Annotated in this window: 15 protein-coding genes; 6 read left to right on the forward strand and 9 right to left on the reverse strand. The window is 59.6% G+C overall.

What is annotated here, in order from left to right; all coding sequences use genetic code 11:
- Window positions 1-36: 36 nt before the first annotated feature.
- The 4 genes from JS82_04025 (at window position 37) to JS82_04040 (ending at window position 3,674) form a co-directional block, all read left to right on the forward strand.
- A complete protein-coding gene (locus tag JS82_04025) occupies window positions 37-1,251 on the forward strand; it encodes a hypothetical protein (protein ID QHK17314.1) in 1,215 nt (404 codons plus the stop codon).
- Between the two features lie 348 nt (window positions 1,252-1,599).
- On the forward strand, window positions 1,600-2,298 hold the full coding sequence (locus JS82_04030) for a hypothetical protein (GenBank protein QHK17315.1): 699 nt from the start codon (window positions 1,600-1,602) through the stop codon (window positions 2,296-2,298).
- Window positions 2,298-2,615, forward strand: a complete 318-nt coding sequence (locus JS82_04035; protein QHK17316.1) for a hypothetical protein — start codon at window positions 2,298-2,300, stop codon at window positions 2,613-2,615. Before JS82_04030 ends, JS82_04035 begins: the two co-directional genes overlap by 1 nt.
- A 534-nt stretch (window positions 2,616-3,149) precedes the next feature.
- A complete protein-coding gene (locus JS82_04040) occupies window positions 3,150-3,674 on the forward strand; it encodes a hypothetical protein (GenBank protein QHK17317.1) in 525 nt (174 codons plus the stop codon).
- Between the two features lie 56 nt (window positions 3,675-3,730).
- On the opposite strand, the gene cysE is transcribed toward JS82_04040, so the two are convergent.
- The 3 genes from cysE to JS82_04055 all read right to left on the reverse strand — a co-directional run bounded on the left by cysE (window position 3,731) and on the right by JS82_04055 (window position 9,935).
- Window positions 3,731-4,396 (reverse strand): serine O-acetyltransferase, encoded by a 666-nt coding sequence (gene cysE / locus JS82_04045; GenBank protein ID QHK17318.1) that lies wholly within the window; start codon window positions 4,394-4,396, stop codon window positions 3,731-3,733.
- A gap of 309 nt (window positions 4,397-4,705) precedes the next feature.
- Window positions 4,706-6,637, reverse strand: coding sequence for a phosphoadenosine phosphosulfate reductase family protein (locus JS82_04050; protein QHK17319.1), 1,932 nt, complete (start codon window positions 6,635-6,637; stop codon window positions 4,706-4,708).
- A 43-nt stretch (window positions 6,638-6,680) separates the two neighbouring features.
- Window positions 6,681-9,935 (reverse strand): leucine-rich repeat protein, encoded by a 3,255-nt coding sequence (locus JS82_04055; GenBank protein QHK17320.1) that lies wholly within the window; start codon window positions 9,933-9,935, stop codon window positions 6,681-6,683.
- A 234-nt stretch (window positions 9,936-10,169) separates the two neighbouring features.
- Here JS82_04055 and JS82_04060 point away from each other — a divergent pair, with 234 nt between their 5' ends.
- A complete protein-coding gene (locus JS82_04060) occupies window positions 10,170-10,439 on the forward strand; it encodes a hypothetical protein (GenBank protein ID QHK17321.1) in 270 nt (89 codons plus the stop codon).
- Between the two features lie 170 nt (window positions 10,440-10,609).
- Here JS82_04060 and JS82_04065 read toward each other — a convergent pair whose 3' ends face one another.
- Entirely contained in the window at window positions 10,610-11,875 is a 1,266-nt protein-coding gene (locus JS82_04065; protein QHK17322.1) for a UbiD family decarboxylase, read from the reverse strand.
- Entirely contained in the window at window positions 11,839-13,293 is a 1,455-nt protein-coding gene (locus tag JS82_04070) for a winged helix-turn-helix transcriptional regulator (GenBank protein QHK17323.1), read from the reverse strand. Before JS82_04070 ends, JS82_04065 begins: the two co-directional genes overlap by 37 nt.
- Before the next feature lie 373 nt (window positions 13,294-13,666).
- Here JS82_04070 and JS82_04075 point away from each other — a divergent pair, with 373 nt between their 5' ends.
- Window positions 13,667-15,346, forward strand: a complete 1,680-nt coding sequence (locus JS82_04075; GenBank protein QHK17324.1) for a glutamate--tRNA ligase — start codon at window positions 13,667-13,669, stop codon at window positions 15,344-15,346.
- A gap of 29 nt (window positions 15,347-15,375) precedes the next feature.
- On the opposite strand, the gene JS82_04080 is transcribed toward JS82_04075, so the two are convergent.
- The 4 genes from JS82_04080 to JS82_04095 form a co-directional block, all read right to left on the reverse strand.
- Window positions 15,376-16,710, reverse strand: coding sequence for an AAA family ATPase (locus JS82_04080; protein QHK17325.1), 1,335 nt, complete (start codon window positions 16,708-16,710; stop codon window positions 15,376-15,378).
- A 267-nt stretch (window positions 16,711-16,977) separates the two neighbouring features.
- Entirely contained in the window at window positions 16,978-18,846 is a 1,869-nt protein-coding gene (gene feoB, locus JS82_04085) for a ferrous iron transport protein B (protein QHK17326.1), read from the reverse strand.
- Between the two features lie 66 nt (window positions 18,847-18,912).
- Window positions 18,913-19,581: a MarR family transcriptional regulator gene (locus tag JS82_04090; protein QHK17327.1), complete on the reverse strand. Its 669-nt coding sequence runs from the start codon at window positions 19,579-19,581 to the stop codon at window positions 18,913-18,915.
- An 84-nt stretch (window positions 19,582-19,665) separates the two neighbouring features.
- Complete coding sequence (locus JS82_04095; protein ID QHK17328.1) at window positions 19,666-20,316, reverse strand: MFS transporter; 651 nt, start codon at window positions 20,314-20,316, stop codon at window positions 19,666-19,668.
- Window positions 20,317-20,336: the final 20 nt, after the last annotated feature.

A 20,336-nucleotide genomic window follows, 5' to 3' on the forward strand; every position in this document is an offset into this window, starting at 1 on the left:
ATCGAAACCTTTTGTGAAACAAACGGAAGTGAGAATTTGAACAGCAAAATCACAGCTATGTTCGCTGTTGCTGTCATGGTCACTGCAGGGTTCGTCCTGGTCGCTGATACGGCGGGGACGGATGCTAAAGTAGTGCCTGATGACAGTTCAATGCAGACCCTATCGATAAAAGAAGGTATATCGCATAATGTCACGCTATATACTGATGAGTATCAGTATAGCATCTATGGGTATAAGCTGACTTGGTATATTGCACAGAACCCGGATGGTTACACTGGTCAGAGCAAACTTGACACAATACCATTCGACAAGTTCAACAAATTGGGTGACCGTAACATCACCTCAACAAATAAATACACATCCACACCGGTGACTATAGGCGAAGTAAAATTCACCCTCAGTGAGAGGAATTACACTAACGGGAGTGATTTCCATAATATCGGTGAATACAACCTCAACATTGTTGCAAACAGCGGAGCCTCTAGTCCTGGGAACATCATCATCAAATGTGTTGTGTCCGTGAATCTCGATGATACACATTCATACGATGTGGATAGCCTTTACTATCTATACACAGTTAATGTTGAAGAAGCTAAAACGTACACTCTCAATAGCATGACATTTATTAAGGGTGTTAACTACTCAGAAAAAATCGTTGTAAAATCAGAAGTTCAGGATAATAACCTGAATGTTGGTGATTACTATTGGTATGCAACTGGTCTCCCCAGCGGTCTCTCTATGAACAGGGATGGGACCATAGCCGGAACACCTCATGAGTCGGCATCTTCCGTATCTTCGGTGAAGGTAGTAGGAACTTTAAAAAATAATTCAAGTGTCGTTGTAAATGCTACATTGAGTGTTACAATCAAAGAGGGTTCAACTGACAGCATTGTTCTCTCCATTTCTGGCAATGGAAGCGATGTTGTGACGATCGATGAGAACGTAAGTTATGTTGTAGAGGCTAATTCCAAAGGAGTTAGGCTCAACGTCGGTCTCACTCCTGGAAAGGATTTGCCCTATGACGTACTCACCGTTAGGATTGTAGGCAATGATGGGAACATAAAAGTGATCGATGACAGTGCTATGTCGACAACATCGTTCGATATTTCAAGCTACCTCAATGGAACAGGGTTCTATCAAATCTACGTTACCTCTGTAGTTGATAGCGAGACGAAGACTAATTCTGTTGGTCTGTACGTTATCGGCAATCTTGACAGTGTTTTCGCTGAGATAATAGTGTCAGGAGCATGAGTAGAAATCAACAGGGCCTTCGGGCCCCCATTAATGGTGATTAAAATGCGCAAAGCAGTCATTCTGTCTCTGATTGTTCTCACGGTTCCCATGCTTTTTGTCATGGTTACCCCATCCGAGTCTGACGCTATTGACGTCGATTATGACCGCGAGGTGTATTGCTATGGGGACAACCCAACGTTTAAACATCCGACTTCTGGCTCGCTAAACATCGATTGGTCCGTATCAGGATACGATGAGAATGGAACCCTGGTAGAGACAAATGGTCATGAGAACGATGACCAGAGTTTCACGGTTTCTCTGGAAGGGCTTTCCTACGCAGTAATCACCCAGAGGGTATCGCATCCCGTGAACACCGATCAGACTGCCCAGCAGACGATGCTCGTCCACGCTATGCATATAGGGGACGAGGTCTACGAGGTGAGGTTCTGGAACGGAAACGATATTGTCGATACTGTCGAAATAGACCATACGACGGTCGTCGAGGTACCGGGGTACTTTGCCATGCCTCCCACAGATCCTATCAGGGACGGGTTCGTCTTCGGCGGATGGTTTACTGACCGTAGCTTCGTGGCCAACAGCGAATTCGATCCGAGGCAGCCTATTACGGGCGACATGGACGTCTATGCGAAATGGACCTCCGTGAGCACCCCTGGCGGCGACTCCGGTCGCGTCGATGTGGAAAACCATGTCGTGACCTTCCAGTGCGACACTGGCCTCACCTACAACCTGCTAAGCAACACTGGCGGGGTCATAACCTTCGAGGTCCTCGAGGAGAGCGGGTACGATGTCGTCTGGTCCACCGTCGAGGTCACCGCGGACTACTGCGACGTGTCGTATATCAACGGCGTCTACACCCTGTCCGGCATCAACAGCGACGTGATCGTCCAGATAACCGGCGAGGTCGTCACATCCGACAACCCCAACGCCCCATCGGACAACGGTGGCACCGACTACACGCTGTACGCCATACTCCTGATCATCCTGGCCGTCATCTGCATCGCGCTGGCCGTCTACATCATGAGGACCCGCGGGAGCAGGGTATGATGACATCCGGAGCAAGGGGCGAAGCCGGCGCGGGCGCCGACGTTCTCGAGTCGACGCGCATGGTCTCCATGCTGCTGTACCTCTACGAGAACGGCGAGTCCCGCAGGATGGAGATCTACAACGCGGTCGGGAGGAACAACCGCCTCCCCGACAAGCTGGACGTCCTGAGGGACATGGGCCTGGTGTACTACGGCGGGGACAACCCCAACCGCTCCATCATCGGGCTCACGGACCTCGGCGTCCACGTGGCCTCCAAGCTCCGCGACATCGACGCCGCCATCAGGACCTCCGAGTTCCCCGGCAGCGGCGTTGCCTGAAACATTTCGGAGGCTCGCCCCGGGTCCGCTCGGGCCGGGCCTCCACAAACACTCTTTCAATCTTTCTCCTGTATTCATGTTCCGGTGGCATAGGCTGGATTGTACATCCAACAGGTCTTACCGATTCAGTCTAATCGGATTACTGTATAAGTCGAAGAGCGGATGCATGTCGAGCATCCGTACAGAGCATCCATGCTGGTGACGCATCTGGAATGCGGATTGTTCCGTATCTTGAAATCCCCGTTTCCGCTTCGAAATTCACGGTTGATGAATTATTATCCAAGTATCTGAGTGAATCCATTCGGAAACGGGCTCAATTCCAGAGGATCATGTGGAAAAAGAAAGGACGACGGTATGATTACCTAATACCTTAGATGCTATGGATTATTTCGGATAATAAATTAAATATAGCATACATGGATATTGATTTTAGAAGGTAAGAATGCGGGTGTTTGTCGGCCTATATCCATCCAATGTTCGGACGGTGCCGCCGTCGCCCCCGTGTCCTGCCCTTGGATGAGAGGAGGTGCCTGCATGGAGGTCTCGAAGCTGGTCGCGTTCGTGTCGATCGTCCTGCTCGTAGCCGCGGTGCCCGTCATCTCAGCATCCTCCGACGCGAAGGTCGAGGACGGCATCGTCCAGGGCGATGCCGACATCCGTGACGCCCCGGTCTCCGCGGGCTCCGTCACCGTCGGGGAATACATGATCACATTCAGCCCGACGATCGGCATTAGCTACGAGATCCTCGACAGGGACGGCGACTCCGTCTCGTTCAAGGTCGTCGGCGAGCAGGGCGTCTCCATCAACCCCTCCACCGTGAAGGTCGCCGTCGGCGACGACATCCTCCAGCCGGAGGGTGGGATCTACACCCTGAACGGGATCACGTCGGACATCATGGTGTCCATCGACGGGGAGCCCTACTACTCCTCGTACCCCGGCGACGCACCCGACGTAAGCCCATTCCCGACGTGGATCGTCTTCATGATTCTGGCGATAGTCTTCGCCGTCGCCGCGGTCCTGGCCTGGATGCGCGGAAGGAACGTGGGCTCCGGGGAGTGACCCCGGAACCGTGAAAAGTCATGAGCGTCCGTCGGGACGCGTTTGTGGGACCGGAGTCAGAACTCGTCCGAGTCCCTGTCCTTTATGAGCTTCTCCAGCGCGGCCACCTGGGCCCTCAGCACGGAGATCTCCGCCTCCATGGAGGCCATCCTGTCCTTTTCGGGGTCGGGCAGCTGGTTGTGCATCAGGTCGCACTCGCTGGTCTTCAGCCCGGCCCTCCTGACGATCCTCCCGGGGACGCCGACCACGGTGCAGTCGTCGGGCACATCCTTCAGGACGACCGATCCCGCACCGATGCGCACGTTGTTCCCGATCGTGATGTCCCCGAGCACGGACGCGTTGCATCCGACGACGACGTGGTTCCCGATCGTGGGGTGCCTCTTGCCCTTGTTGGTAGAGACGCCCCCCAGGGTGACGCCCTGGTACAGGGAGACGTTGTCCCCTATGATGGCGGTCTCGCCGATCACCACTCCCGTGGCGTGGTCTATGAAGAACCTCTTGCCGATGGTCGCGCCGGGGTGGATGTCGCAGCCGGTGAGCTGGTGCGCTTTGAAGTTGATCTCCCTGGCCTCCATCTTCCTCCCCTGGAGCCAGAGCTCGTGGCTCTCCCTGTACATGCTGACCGCCTGCAGTCCCGTGTGGAACCTCCTGGCGTCCTCCTCGTCCACGATGGCCGGGTCCTTCTCCATGACCACCGCGAGGTCGTCCGGGTCTATCCTCATTTTATCGCTGGAGTATCGACGTCTGAGTATAAGTGGGTTCCAAGGGAGGGGTCCGTAGAGATTGGGGTCGGTGATGGGGCCGAGCAACGGCTTCGCATCTGAGATCGTCAGAAGCAGTTCATTTCGATACGGACGCGGATTGCATATCCAGCATCATTGTGGATTAGCAATCCATACACCTATAACGAAATCTTCCACTGGAAAAAATACACCTATAACGAAATCTGTACCGGTCGAAAACAAACATGCGACGTCAGTCGTCGCGGGATTAGGGATAATTGGAGAGGCCCTCCTCGGGCCCCTCCGGTTTCACTGGTCGAACCCGTCGTTGTCCCTTGCGAAGTTGACCGACGGGCAGGGTCCGAAGCAGTCCCTGCAGTAGATGCACTCGTCCTCGTGGATCTTCACGTGGCCGTCCTCCATGTACAGGGCGCCCGGGTCGCACCTCGCAGCGCAGAGCCCGCATCCGACGCACTGCTCCGCCCTGACGACGACTTGGAAGGCGTGGTCCATGTGCTTCCTGGCGTCGTTCTCCACGTTCGCCTTGCATATGATCGCGCCCTCGCGGTAGATCGTGGTGTAGTCCGCGGACACGAACTCCCCCTCGGGGTCCTCGGTCACCACCCAGCCTATGGCGTGGCAGAAGGGCTTCACCTTCGCTATGTCGATGGGCCTGGACAGCGCCGCCTCGATGCTGTACCCTATCGTGCAGGGGGAGTAGCCCTCCTGCACCTTGATAGTCAGAGGTCCCCTCTCCGGGGCCTTCGTCTGTTTGGTCAGTTCCGACACCTCCTTTCCTGATATCCTGTGCACCTCCTCCCTGATGGATTTCGGTGCGTTCTTCCATCTCCAGAGCCCGTATTCCTTCCACTCCTCGGGCAGCCCGCGCTCCTGCATATACTGTGTGAGGTACTCGTCCCACTGGTCCCAGCGGGAGCTCTTGCCCGCGATGGCCTCGAACTCCGCCAGGTCCGACGCGGGGCAGAGGAAGCATCCGATCCTGTCCAGGCCGCGGGTGTACCACACGTTGAAGGGCTCCTTCCTGGAGAAGATGTACAGCCACACGTGCATGGCGCACCAGTTCTGGATGGGGGACGCCCCGATCTGCCCGGGGGTCCAGGGGTTGGTCCAGACCCTGGGCTTGGCGTTCCTGGCCTCGGACTCGTACTTCCTCTGGCCGATGAACGACAGCACCCCGTCGGGGAAGTTCTTCGTGATGGCGCCGACGGTGGGGCCGAGCTTGTTGGTCTTGCAGCACCACCTGTAGTCCTTGGCCGGCGGCCCGAAGTAGACCAGGTTTCCGAAGAAGGCGTCGGTGGGCGCCTTCTCCTCGATCAGCTTGAGGTTGTGCCTCCTGCACACGTCGCGGACGTGCTCCACGGTCTCGTCGAACTCCAGTCCGGTGTCCACGAAGAGGACGGGGAGGCTGAGGCCGGCGTCGATGGTCAGGAGGAGCGAGGCGAGGCTGTCCTTACCGCCGGAGAAGGACACGATGGCGGGCTTCTGGTTCTTCTCGATCGTGTTCCTGATGAACCCGACAGCCTCGGTGACCCTCTTCTCGATCACGTCGTGGTTGGCCTCGACTACGTCGTCCCAGCTGTGGGGGGTCTGCAGGTCCCTGAACTCCTCGGGCTTGTACCACCTGGTCTTCACGGCGACGCCCTTGTCGGCGGCGACCATCTCGGGGCCCGTCATCCTAGCCATCCCGGTGGCGACTACCTCGCGTTCTGCGGTGACGATGAGGATCTCGTCCCCGGGCTTGATGTCGGGGTCGGCGTCGACGACGCCGGGGGCCATCAGGTTCTTGCTCTCCCTGACGAACGGCACCGCTCCGGGGTCGCAGACGACGTACCCCTTGGAGTAGGCCTTGCCTATGCGGTAGGCCCCCTGCATCCTGGACACGAACTTCCATCCGGAGCCCATGTCGTAGCGCAGGGAGGCGACGACGGCGCCGTCGACAATGACCTCGTCCATGCGGTCCAGGGCCGGCGCCTTGCTGAGGATGACGATGTGTCCCTCCGGGAGCACGGCCTGTCCGGTGCCCTCCCCGTAGTCCCTGTCCAGGATGGACCTTATCAGGTCGATGTCGTGCTGGAAGGCCGGACGTGCGTCGCCTGGCGGCGTCAGCTCGATCTCCTCGGTGGGCTCTCCGCACACCGGGCACTCCTTGGACTCGAGTATGGGCAGGTTGCACCCGTAGCACCATCTCAGGTGGTTCTTTCCAAGTCTTATAGCTCCCATGATTTCCTCAGTCAGGTACAGGCCCTGGGCCTATTTAGGATTATCACGACCTCCTCAGCACCATGACGAACACCGCCGCCACGGCGGCGAGCACGCCGGCCACGATGCCCACGGCGGCGAGGCTGACGCCCCTTCCGCCGGAGCCGTCCCCGGTGTCTTCGCCGGAAGTCCCCGGCTCCTCAGGTTGCGTGACGTCGCCGTCGCCGCTTCCGTCGTCCGGGTTCTCCGGATCATCGGTTCCATCGTCTCCGCCAGGCACCCCGGGGCCCTCCGAGCCGCCGTCGCCTCCTGGTGTCGGGTCCACAGGCCTTCCGGGGTTCCAGGTTCCGCCGCCCGGATCGGTTGACGGGCCGCTGGGATCGGAAGGCTCCTGCGAGTCGTCCGGCCCGTCGTCACCGCCGGAGGGCGTGTCGTCGTCCTTGTCCTCGTCATCTGATCCGGCAGGGGTGTCGTCCCCGTCCGAGGGGTCCTCGGTGTCCGGGGGATCGGGCTCCGCGGTGACGGCGGTCCACACGGCGTGGAGCGTCATGTCGCCGGTGGGCGACAGGGCGGATCCAGTGGTGTAGGCGACCTCCCCACCATCGGAGAGGGACCATCCGGAGAACTCGTGGCCCTCCCTTGTGCCGGGGTCGACGTCTATCGTGAGGGTCCCATCCTCCCTCACGGTCTCCGTCGCCACCGTCTTCCCGTCGGAAACGAAGGTCACATCGTGGAACTCGAAGTCCCTCCACTGTGCGGCAAGGGTCACGTCCCCGGTCAGGACGAAGGAGTCCCCGAGTACGTAGGTGCCCTCCCCGTCGGACCAGCCGACGAACTCCCTCGTGTAGGTGTCAGCTGGGTCGGGCTGCGTGATTTCGAACTCGGAGGCCTCCAGCCCCTCGGCCTCGGCAACTACAGTCTCCCCGTTCACGTAGGTGACGGTGAACTCCTCCGCGGCCCTCCACTGGGCGGTCAGGATTGTGTCCGAACGTAGCACGAAGCTGTCCCCGAGTACGTAGGTGTCGCCGGATCCGTCGGCCCATCCCAGGAAGATAATCCCCTCCCTGACGGGGTCCGCGAACCCTATGGTGACCTTGTCGCCCTCGGTGCCCGTGGACTGGTACAGCTGGACGTCGCCGTCCATGTACCTCACCGTGAACTCTCCCGGGGCCCTCCACTGGGCCGTGAGGCTGATGTCCGACGCCGGCGTCAGCTCTTCCCCGCGCTCGTAGTGCCTCCCGTCTGGTCCCATCCACCCGGCGAAGATCTTGCCGTCGCACACGGGGTCGTCGATGTCGATGACGATCGTGCCTCCCTCTCTGCAGTTGACGGTTAAGACGGTCGTTTTGCCGTCGACGAACGTGACGAGGAACTTCATGCGCTCATGGTACGAGGCCGTCAGCATCAGCTTCCCGTCCTCGAGGATGGTGTCGCCGACACGGACCGGGGTCCCGTCCTCCCTCAGCCAGTGGTCGAACACGAGGTTCTCCGTGTCCTCGCACTCCAGGGTCACGGTGTAGGGGATACCCTCGATCTTGTGGTCGGTGACGGTGTCGCCGTTTGGGTCGACGAAGGTTATCTCGTAGGCCGCCCTGTCCCTCCACTGTGCTGTCAGCACGAGGTCGGACGTCACGGTCACCCTCCCGCCGGTGGCCAGTGCCAGCCCTTCCGGCCCCGACCAGTGGTCGAAGATCAGGTCTGACGTTGGCTCGTCCACGTCGATCGTGAGCTCCCTGCCGTCGTAGCAGGTCTCCTCGGCCCACTTTTCCTCCCCAACGAGGAATGTCACGGTGCGGAGCTCCCTCTCCCCGAAGACCGGGGTCAGGGTCCTGTCCCCGTCCATGAGGATGCCGTCGTCGGCACCGAGGACGGTCGCTCCGTCGAGGGACCATCCGAGGAACCTCTGGTGGGCCTCCCCGTCGGTCACGACGGCCGGGTCGACGTGGGCGGTGACGTTGTACGCGTGCTGCGAGGAGGCGACAACCTCCCCGTCCTGCCCGAGGTAGGACAGCGTGCGGAACGCCGTCGGCTCCCAGACGCTGACCGCGGTGTGGGCGGTGAACGTCTCGATCATGTCGCCCGCTTCGTAGCTTTTGTCCCCCACGGACCATCCCGCGAACCCGTACCCGACCAGGTCCGGCAGTTCAGGGTAGGAGCTTCCGAAGGTAAACAGGACCTGCGTCTCCAGCTCCGACGTGTCCGCGTAGGCCGAGATGCCGGAGTGGTCCAGGGTCAGGACTGCGTTTCCGAATACGGGGACGAGAGTCACATCACCGCCGGTCGAGACCAGCGTGTCCCAGTCGATCTGCGTGTACTCCCCCTCGAGGCCCTCGATCTCCCAGTGGTCGAACTCCAGGTCCCCGAGCGTCGGCTCGGTCAGCTCGAAGGAGGTCGTGCCCGGCTCCATCTCCACCACGGTCTCATCCAGCCCCAGTCCGTCGGGGTACCTCACCACGGCTTTGGACTGGTTGAGGTGGTAGTCCGTGCCCTCCACGGGCATGAACGAGAAGTTGCAGTCGTAGGGTTTGTCCGTGACCGTCAGGTTCACGGGGTTCCCGTCCACGTCCGTGACCCTGAGGAACTCCGCGTGGTCCAGGTTGAAGGTCAATGTGCCGTTCAGGCAGTGCGCCGACTCGTAGAGGTCGGCCGCGCCGTCGAAGTAGAGCCTGTCGACGCCGATGACCGTCGCCTCCTGTTCCGTGCCGACAATCTGGATGGTGAGCGCCGAGCCGGTGAAGGCGTCGGGGTGGATGCTCGTGACCTTCCTCAGGTCCAGGCACTCGAGCCCGCTTCCGGCGAACACGCTGCTGCCGATACTGGTCACCGAGGTGTAGTGGAAGCGGAACCTCTCGAAGTCGGCGCAGTCCCTGAAGGCGTCGTCGCCGATGGTTGTCAGCTTCTCCCTGAAGAGGCACGACTCCAGCCCGGAGCCCATGAACGCCTCCTCGCCGATCGACTCGGCGCCGATGGCGTACACGTAGGACAGGTTGGTCGTCCCCTTGAACGCGCGGTCGCCGATGTGCTTCACCGTGTCCGAGAAGTACACGTCCCTGATGGTCGTGCATCCGTTGAATGCGTCGTCCACCAGGGTGTCGCTCCCGTTCCCGATGACGTAGATGTATCTGTGCCCGTCGAGCGTGGCGTCGGTGTACCGCTTCTGCGCCAGCACGACGTGGTAGTCGATGCTGCCGATCCTTACGGTGTCCCCCTCCTTCAGAGGGGTGCCGTCGGCGTCCGTCTCCTGTGGGTCGGAGACCAGCGCCAGCGTCATCGCCAGCATCACCACGGCCAGGGCCGTGGCCATTATCGCTTTGTTCATTTGATCACCCGCTGCGACCGTTCGAACGGTCTGCGGATGGTCATCCCGCGCCTGCCTATTTCACCGAGGTGCTGTTCAATAGCGAGGTTAAATCTAAGGGCGGACGAAGGTATAGCTTCCTCAATAGGGCCGCGGATATCCGTCGATAGTCGAAATTCTACCTATGCCTATGTACGACTCTGCACATCTAATTAAATAGAACCAATACATCTGGCACATAGGGATAGGATGCCTATGAAACTAAGACTCTTCGAGTCCAGACGCGGACGCGACGCTTCCCGTTCGGACCGTCCCAGGTACGTGTCGTCTCTCCAGAGGGACGTGCAGAAGTACACGGGATGGACGGAGGACAACGTCAGGTCCGACTACAGGGCCTCGAAGTCGGTCCACACGATCATGACCCTCGGGTACATGGAGTACTGCGACGGGGTGCTCGTGCTGACCAGCAAGGGGAGGATGCTGATGCAGAACGTGTCGGTTCCGGCCCCGATGGCCACGGATTGAGCCGCGGCAGTGACGGAACACGGTTCTCAGAAGGTGCTCCAGTCGGCACCAGGTCGATTCGGATGACGGCCGGTTCTTCGCATTTAGGCGGGACGTCCGAAGACGTCCAAGAATGTTGTATGGGGTTTAACGGCGGAGACGGAAACGCCGCCCCCGCCGCCGGCCGACGCTCAGTCGAGCGTGGCCTTCTTGTAGAGCGACAGGTCGGCGCCCAGGGGGATGGTGGCGTCGAAGCCGACCTTCCACGTGGTCTTCCCGTGGGAGCTGGGGTCCAGCGACGAGCCGGCGGCGCCGGGGATCTTCAGGATCCTGTCGGCCTGCATCCTGGTGGCGACGGCCCACTCGACCTCCTTGTCGTCGAAGATGTCGATGTCGTCGTCCACGATGATGACCTGCTTCATGGAGGGGTGCCCGGTGAACGCGGCCATGATCGCGTTCACCCCGTCGCCCTCCTTGTTCTTGGCGATGGAGACGACCCCGTTCAGCCAGCAGCATCCTCCCTCTGTGAGCCTCACGTTCTTAACGCGGGGGACGGCCTGCCTCACGGTCTTCAGGATCATGGGCTCCCTGGGGAGTCCCATGAGCATGTAGTGCTCCCAGCCTCCGGGCAGGAGGGCGTGGAAGATCGGGTCCTTCCTGGTCCAGATGCGGTCGATCTCGATGACGGGCTGCTGCCTCTCGAAGTCGTAGGTTCCGGTGATGTCCACGAACGGCCCCTCTTTGGTCTCGTTCAGGGTGATCCTCCCCTCCAGGACGTAGTCGGTGTCCGCGGGGACCAGGAGGCCGTTGTCGGTGCGACCCACCCTCAGGGGGGTGCCGTGGCCCTTCCTGAACATGGAGGACGCGACCTCCAGCTCGTCGGCGCCGAAGTCCATGGATGTGGCGGCGGCGAGCAGGACCTCCGCCCTGGCGCCGACGCAGATGGCGATCCTGAGCTCCTCGCCGTTCTTCTTGGCCATGTTGTAGATCGTGAAGAGGTGCCTGGGGACGAGCCTGACCGCGATGTGGTTGCGGTCCATGATCATCATCCTGTGGAAGGACACGTTCTTGGTGCTGTTGTAGTCGGTCACGATCACGCCGGACGTGATGTAGCGGCCGCCGTCCTCGGGGAAGTACTTCGGGATGGGCAGCTTCATGAGGTCCAGCTCCGCCTGGACCTCCCTGAACTCGGGGGAGTCCACGACCTCGCAGGGCTCGGGGCTGGTGATTGCGTGGAGGAGGTGCTCCACGATGCCGTCCTTCGGGACGTTGAGTGCGGCGGCGATCTTCTCCCTGGTGGAGAACAGGTTGCCGACTGCCCTCCCGCCGTTGAGGTCCTCGAACACGACGGTCTTCGACTGGTCCTCCATGAGCTTCCTCGTGACGTCGCGGGTGTCGGGGTCGGTGGGGCCCTGGACGGTCACGACGTCTCCGGAGATGGATTCCTTGACTGACATGAGCACCCGTATGCAGTGGCCCGTGTTTCTATTTTCTGTCGTCGCAGCCTGCCGCTGACGACCCATCTCCCTCTGGTGCCGTCGACTCTGGTGAGCATCCCGGACGTCTTCAGCCTGTCAACCGCCGTGACCACACGGGACCTGGGTACGTTCAACCGTTCGGCTATGGCCGATATGGAGAGCGTCCCGTCCTCGGAAAGCAGGGAGACGACCTGTCCATCCAGGATGTCCTTGTCCGTGTCGGACGGCACGAGCGACAGGCGGACGGTGACTCTGGCCGGTTCCATCTCCTCGGTGAACGCTGGACTGGGCAGCCCCAGGCTCTTGCAGTAGGACAGTATGCGATGGATGCCGCTCCCGGCATGTTCCACAGCACCTATGAGGGAGAACATGGTCGCCATCGTCTGGTTCCTCGGATCGCTGACCCCTCCGGCCATCGCCGTATCCAGAGGTATGCGGAACGTGCCGCAGTTGCGGACAGAGAACGACCTGGGGCGCCATTCCACGAGGATCCCTCCTCTTCCGCGATAGTCAGCGTTGACAAGTGCGTTTACCAGCATCTCTCTCATGCATTTGTCAAGTTGGGTGTCCTCCACGCGCCTCATGTCGTCGTCTATCGCCATCCTCCTTCCGGTGACGGTCTTCAATGAGTTCATGACCCTGATGTAGAAGTCGTAGACGTTCCCGGACCATTCGCCGTCCCCGCTGGTGATCCTCAGGCTCCATTCGTCATCCGAGACGTATTCGCGGTAGTCGAGATGGTAGTTGTACGACTCGGACATTATGCAGTACGAGCGTCCGAACATAAGGAGTCCGGCGAGCGTCGGTACGAGCGTCCCTTCCGAATCCACCGCTGCACCCACGACTCTCAGGAACTCCCCATCATCCAGGTTGTTCCAGGGGTGCTCTCCTTTCAGGGTGCGCATGCTGTTCCTGAACGCGGAGACTGTTCCGGGGTCGAAATCGCTGATGCCGGATGTGTTGACGGGCACCCTGTCCGTGGGGCCGGACATCGAGTCCGTGATCATCGAGTTGATCTCGTCGGGGGTGCATCTGTAATCCCCTTCCCCATTTCTTCTGAAGGAGTTGCGTGTATTGCCGTTGATGAACAAGGGACGGTCTTTGCGGTCTGCGCGTGGTACCCTGATGACGATGAGTTCCTTCCCATCGACATCGGTGATAACCACGTCCGAATCCGTGAGCAGGTTCGCGCTGACCTTCTCTGTGTTGTTCAGTCCGTTCCAGAGTCCGTTCAATGTGCCCTGTACGTCAGGAACACCTTCGATGACCATCCCCTTCTCGTCATCTTCCACCACCCCGAGAACTATCGTCCCTCCGTTGGTGTTGGCGAATGCGGAATACGTCTCCCAGAAACTTTTAGGGAAGCCCCCCTGTGCGCTCTTTACTTCCAGTTCCACATTTTCTTTTATAATGTGTTTGAAGTCGGTAGATTCAGGGGAGGTCATAACAATAGATTGTTCTGTTATTTTATAATCATTTCTTCATTGTTTCAAGTTGAATGATTGAAAATGAATATTCAGAATAATCATAATCATAATTATTATTCAGATTCTCACTTAATTTTGTAAAAAATGTAGAAATTCACGTCGAATTTGATATAATCATTTTTTGCATATTGATAAAAAATAATAATTGAAATTTCTGAATAATCAAAAATGAATAATCGAATAATTCTTTCAATGTTCGAACCAGGATAGTCCTGTCGATTCCCGGTCCCATCATTATTGCACGCACGCGAATGTGTAAAATACGGGTTCGCGATGAACACTCATGTCCGACCAGATCGAGGATACGATCAGGAAATTCGCTCTTCAGAACGCCGTCTTCTTCAAAGGCAAGGCCAACCCCAAGGCCGTCGTCGGGAAGATCCTCGGGGGATGCCCCGAACTCAGGTCCAAGGCCGCCGAGATCACCCCTCTGATCAACCAGATCGTGGAGGAGGTCAACGCCATGGGGCTGGAGGCGCAGACGAAGGCCCTGAGCGAGATGGACTCCTCCATGCTGGTCAAGGAGAAGAAGGAGCGCCACTACGAGCTCCCGGAGCTCAAGAACGTGGACGGCCGGGTCGTCATGCGCATCGCGCCCGGCCCCTCCGGCCCGCTGCACATCGGCCACACGAGGGTCTCCGTACTCAACGACGAGTACGTCAAGAGGTACGGAGGGGACCTCGTCCTCAGGTTCGAGGACACGAACCCCGAGAAGATCGACCCCGACGCCTACGACATGATCCCCGAGGACCTGGACTGGCTCGGCGTCAAATGCAACAGGACCTACATCCAGTCGGACAGGTTCGAGATGTACTACGACTACACGAGGAAGCTCCTGGAGATGGGCAAGGCCTACGTGTGCACATGCGACGCGGACCACTGGAGGGAGCTCAAGGAGCACAGGCAGGCCTGCCCGTGCCACGACCTCCCGGTCGAGGAGCAGCTGGACAGGTACGACAGGTTCCTGGCCGGGGAGTACGAGGAGGGCAAGGCCGTCGTGGTCGTCAAGACCGACCTCAACCACCCCAACCCCGCCGTGAGGGACTTCGTCGCCCTGAGGCTCGTCTCCCATCCCCACCCCAGGACCGGCGACAGGTACGTCGCGTACCCGATGATGAACCTCTCAGTGGCCATCGACGACCACGAGATGGGCATGACGCACGTCATCCGCGGGAAGGACCACCTCAACAACACCCTCCGCCAGGAGTACATCTTCGACTACTTCGGATGGAAGAAGCCCGAGTACTATCACTACGGGCTCGTCAACATCCCCGACACCGTCCTGAAGACCTCCATCATCAAGGGCGAGATCCAGAACGGGACGTACTCCGGATGGGACGACGTCAGGACCGGGACCGTCCGCGCCATGGAGCGCAGGGGCATCAGGCCCGAGGCGATCCGCAGGTACTGGGTCGAGGCCGGCATGAAGGCCGTGGACATCCAGTTCTCCTGGGACAACCTGTACGGCATGAACAGGGACATCATCGACGCCGAGAGCAACAGGTACTTCTTCGTCCGCGACCCGGTCAGGTACGACATCGACGGCGTCGACGTGATCGAGGGCTCCGCCCCCAAGCATCCCGACCACCCCGAGAGGGGCGACAGGGTCTACAGGCTGGAGGACCCCAGGACCGTGTTCCTCGCAGGCGAGGACTCCAAGCTGTTCCAGGAGGCCGAGAGGATCAGGCTCAAGGACCTGTGCAACCTCGAGTACGGCCTCCCCGCCAGGTACGCTGGGAACGACGTCTCCATACTCAAGCAGGGCGTCCGCGCCGTGCAGTGGGTCGGAAGGGACTCCGAGGAGGCGACCCTGCTGATGCCCGACGGAGAGGTCTGGTCCGGTCTGGCCGAGAGGGCACTCATGGACGAGCCCGGCGAGATGGTCCAGCTGGAGAGGATCGGGTTCGCCAGGATCGAGAAGAGGGAGCCCGGAAAGGTCTCCATGGTGTTCGCGCACCGCTGAAACGCTCAAAGACGGGGGTCCATCCCCCGTCACAGGAAAATCGCCATGTACAACGGCAGGTAGACCGTCCTGCCGTCACTATCGATATTCTTCGGATGGAGCACGTACCCGTCACCGGTCTGGCGGGCGAACTTTCTCATGAACCGGTCAAGAGACACATGCATCCTGCTCCTGGATGATTTGACCTCCACCGGGCAGACCTTTATCCCCCTCCTGATGAGGAAGTCGATCTCCATGTTGTCGTCCGGGTCGTCACCGTATCTGGAGTAGAAGTACAGCCTGTGTCCGCTGGCGACCAGCATCTGCGCGACCAGGTTCTCGGTGATCATGCCCTCGTTGATCCCAAGCTTTCCGGTCAGCACGGCCTTGTACAGCGGATTGTCGGTGTACGGACCGTCACCGAACGCCATCGTTATCAGCAGGCCCGTGTCGGCCATGTAGTACTTGACCTTGCTGTCGTCGAGGCTCAGGGCAAGGCCAACGTTGGGGTCCACGGAGTTGAAGCAGGGGTTGACGATCATTCCGTCGGTCAGCCATAGGAAAGCATCGGAGTACCTCCGTGATTTCGCTTTTTTGTTGATCGATGTGATGTTGAACTTCTTCTCTTTCTTGGACAGCTGCGAAGGTATGGTCTCGAAGACCTCCCGGACCTTCGTCTGGTACTGTTCGGCGAACTTGCCTATGTCGTTCCTATACAGCTGGAGGATGTCCCTCTTCACATCATCGGTCAGGCGGAAGTCCTTGGTGTTCACATAGGTCGAGACTGCCTGGGGCATCCCGCCCACGAGCATGTACTGTCTCAGAAGGTTCATCGTGGATCTGTGGACGGCCTCGCTTACCGTTTTGCGCTCTTCGAAGCATCTCTTGATCAGTGGAACCGTCTCGGTGTTCCCCATCGCCCATAAGAATTCCTCGAAGTCCATGGGATGCATGTAGATGTGCTTCTCCTCCGAAGGGATCAAGATGTTGGAGACATTGGTTTTTATAGAGATGAGGGAACCCGTCTCGATGTAATCGAATCTGCGGTCCTTCACCAGTCTTTTTATCATCTGTCTCGCCTTGGGGTAGAGCTGCACCTCGTCGAAAATGACGAGGGATTCACGTCTGTACAACGTGACTCCGTAGATGGCCGACAGCTCGTTGAAGAAAAGGTCGAGGTCCAGGCTGTCGTTCTCGAACACATCAATGACCGTCGGGGGCGCATCGTTGAAGTCTATCCATAGGAAAGAGCGATATTCATTTCTCGCGAACTCCTCCACGACGAAACTCTTGCCGACACGACGGGCGCCGTCTATAAGCACGGCGGTCCTGCCATCGCTGGCCATCTTCCATTGCACAAGGTCGTCGTAGATCTTCCTCCTCATGTAGGGCGGTCTGTCATCACTATTGGGGGAATTCATGATTCTGTCACCAAATAGGATTTCAGGATATATGGTTTTGTCACCAAATAGAATTTCAGACACATTCGATTTGTCACCAAATAGGATTTCAGAACTGGTCAATCTGTCACCAAATAGGATTTCAGAACTGGTCAATCTGTCACCAAATAGGATTAAGAAGAATCGGAAGTCCGACGTCATGGGCTAGGAGTCCTCCTGCGCATCGGAATCTCCGCCCCTGTCGGCGACAGCTCAGAACGCCTGCAGGAGGAGGTTCGTCGCCGTTCCCAGGAGGATGGCCACGACAATGGACAGGACGCTGACCCCGACGGTCTCCTTCCAGCCGATCTCCCTCCACATGGTGATGAGGGTCGCGACGCACGGCATGTACACGGCCATCACGACACCGAACACGACGAACTGGTCGGGGGTCATGAACGCCTCCAGCGCGACCCCGCCTGCTAGAATCTGCAGCATCCCGAGGGCCATCTCCTTCCTCAGGATGCCCACGATGAACGCTATGGAGCACACGGCGGGCAGCCCGAGCATGCCGACGATCACGGGCGAGAGCGGGTCGACGATCACGTCGAGGAGCTCGTACTGGAGCAGCACCTCCACGACGATGGAACCCACCACCAGCAGAGGGAAGGCGATGTAGAAGAAGTCCTTGATCCTGTACCAGGTCTTGAACAGGACGTTCTTGGCGCTCGGGACCTGGAGGTCGGGGAGCTCCATCGCCAGGTTGCTGGGCTCGTACTTCATGAACCTGTTCATCAGGACCCCCGTGACCACGGCGAGGCACACGAGCATCACCAGGATCCCGAACGCGTAGACGATGCCGGAGTAGCTTCCAGTGGCCCCCATGATGATGGCCATCTGGGCGGAGCAGGGCACGGCCATGACGATCATCGAGGAGAGGATGACCTTCTCCCTGCGGGACTGGACGGTGCGGACCGCCATGATGGCGGGCACGTTGCATCCGAGTCCGACGATGATGGGTATGAACGACCCCCCGTGGAGGCCGAAGTGGTGCATGGTCCTGTCGAGGAGGACGACGGCCCTGGTCAGGTACCCGGAGTCCTCCAGTATCCCCAGTATGATGTAGAACACCATGATGTACGGGATGACCAGGGACATGATCGCCTGGATGCTCCCGTCTATGCCGGTGAGGACGGCGGTCCAGAACTCGCTGTCGCCGCCCAGGTCGATGATGGCGGTGCCGACCACCGCCTCGTAGACGGAGGAGACGACCCCGTCCAGGAACGACCCCACGTAGACGATGGTCGTGAGGATCACCAGGCAGACCGCCAGCAGGATCGGTATGCCGGTGACCGGGGTGATCATCACGTCGGATATCCTGTCGGCCAGTGACGGCTTGGTGTCGCTCTCGGAGACCACGTCGCTAACGATGTTCTCGGCCTCGGCGTACCTGGACGAGGCGATGCCGACCGCCAGGCTCTGGCCGGTTCCGTCCCTGTAGAGCTTCTTCATGACGGCCACGGTGTGCTTCAGGTCCGTGCCGATCATCTCGTCGAAGGGCTCCGACTCCTCCAGGAGCTTGACGGCGACCCCGCGCTTGTTGAACTTGAGGTTGTCGGGGAGGCCGTCCTCCAGTGCGACGATGGCCTTCTCGATGTCGGGCATGTACTCGACCCTGAACCCGGAGGCCCTGGCCTTTCCCTCGCAGACGGCGTCCGCGAGGGCGTCGACCCCTTCCGAGGTCTTGGAGGACACGGGCATCACCGGGACGCCGAGGATTCCGGAGAGGGCGTCGATGTCGATCCTGTTCCTCTTCCTGGCCTCGTCGATCTTGGTGAGCGCGATGATTGTGGGGAGTCCCAGCTCCAGTGCCTCAAAGCAGAGGACGAGGCTGCTGACCAGGTTGGTGGCGTCGGCGACGAGGATGACGGTGTCGTTGCGGCCCTCCCAGAGGTCCCTGAGTACGACCTTCTCGTCGTCGGAGTTCCCGGACATGCTGTAGGTTCCGGGGAGGTCGTGGACGCTGACGGTCTTGCCGTTCCTCGTTACCACTCCCTCGTCGAACTCCACGGTCGTGCCGGGATAGTTGGACGATATGACCCCCACGCCGGTCAGGCGTGTGAAAAGGGATGACTTGCCCACGTTAGGCTGTCCTACCAGGGCTACCTTGAATGTTTTCCCATGAGCCAATGGGCTTCCCCTGCGGTTTCATTCTGACTCTGCGGCGGTGTCTACGAAGATGTGTGATGCCAGATGGTAGTCCAGAGCCATGGTGGCGTTGCCCATCCTAACGATGCGGGGGCCTCCGTCGGACAGGATGGTCTCGATGGAGATCTCGCGACCGGGGACGAAGCCCATGGAGATGAGCCTCTTGACGACCTCCGTGTCATCCGACGTGATGTGGGAGATCCTTCCGGACTCGCTCTGGGCCAGCTTGTTGAGCGGCGTGATCCTCGTTATGCCCTCGGAAACGGCCTTGCAGGGCTTCTTGCAGCTCTGGCAGTCCGAGTCGACGGGGGTGCCCATCATGTGGCACATCTTGATCGCCGACTCGTCGGAGATCGCGTGCTCCATCCTGCAGGCCTCCTCGTGCGCGGTCTTGTGGTCGATGTTGAGATAGTCCGTGAGGAACCTCTCCAGGACGTGGTGCTTCTTGCGCAGCTGCCTGGCGTATGTGAGTCCCTCCTCGGTGAGTGAGACGCCCTTGTACTTCTCGTAGTTCACAAGACCTTCCTTCGCCAGGACCTTGATCATCTCGCTGACGCTCGCAGGGGAGACGTTCATGTAGGTGGCGAGCTCGGTGGTCTTCGCCACGCCCTCCCCCTCTGTCAGCCTGAGGATGTTGATCAGATAGTCCTCGCGATTTCCTGTAGTCATTGCTCCATCATTAAGGCATTCCTATTTATAGTTAAGGTCTACCTAATCTAACCCTTCCGAAGCACCGTCCCGACGGCTGCTGGCTTATGCCTCCGGAGCGCCGATGACGACGTCCCTCCCGATGAGGTATCCGAGCACGACGAGCGATGCGGCGACGCAGATGAGGAATAGTATGCCGGGCCCCCAGTCCGAGGCCACGTCGTGCATAGCCCCGACGGCGACGGGCCCGACGGCCGCCACAAGGTAGCCGACGGACTGGGCTATCCCGGAGACGCTGGACGAGTCCCCGGAGGTTTTCGTCCTGAGCCCGAACAGCATCGAGGGGTAGGTTATGCAGGCCCCTCCGCAGAGGCCGCACAGGAGGACGGGGGCTGCCAGGGACGCAGGGCTCCCGGACGACAGCTGGAGCAGTGCCAGCCCGACTATGTACATCGCACCGAGGGACGCCCCGACGGCGCGCAGGTCCCTGCGGATTTCGGTGATTACAGGCAACAGGATCGAGCCGGCGATGCCCACCACCATATAGACGGAGACGACCACCCCGGCCTCCGACGGGTCGAGCCCTTTCGACTGCAGGATGACGGCCATCCAGGCGACCATGGCATAATATATCAGCGACTGCAGGCCAAGGTACAGGGCAATGAACCAGGTGGTGGGCGAGGAGAGCAGCGACCTCCTGCTCCCGGCCTCCGGCACCCCCTCCTCGATTCCGGCGTCCCTGTGGGGGACCCACATCAGGAGGACCACCGCGACCA

The organism is Methanomassiliicoccaceae archaeon DOK (genome assembly GCA_009911715.1).
GTDB lineage: Archaea > Thermoplasmatota > Thermoplasmata > Methanomassiliicoccales > Methanomethylophilaceae > Methanoprimaticola.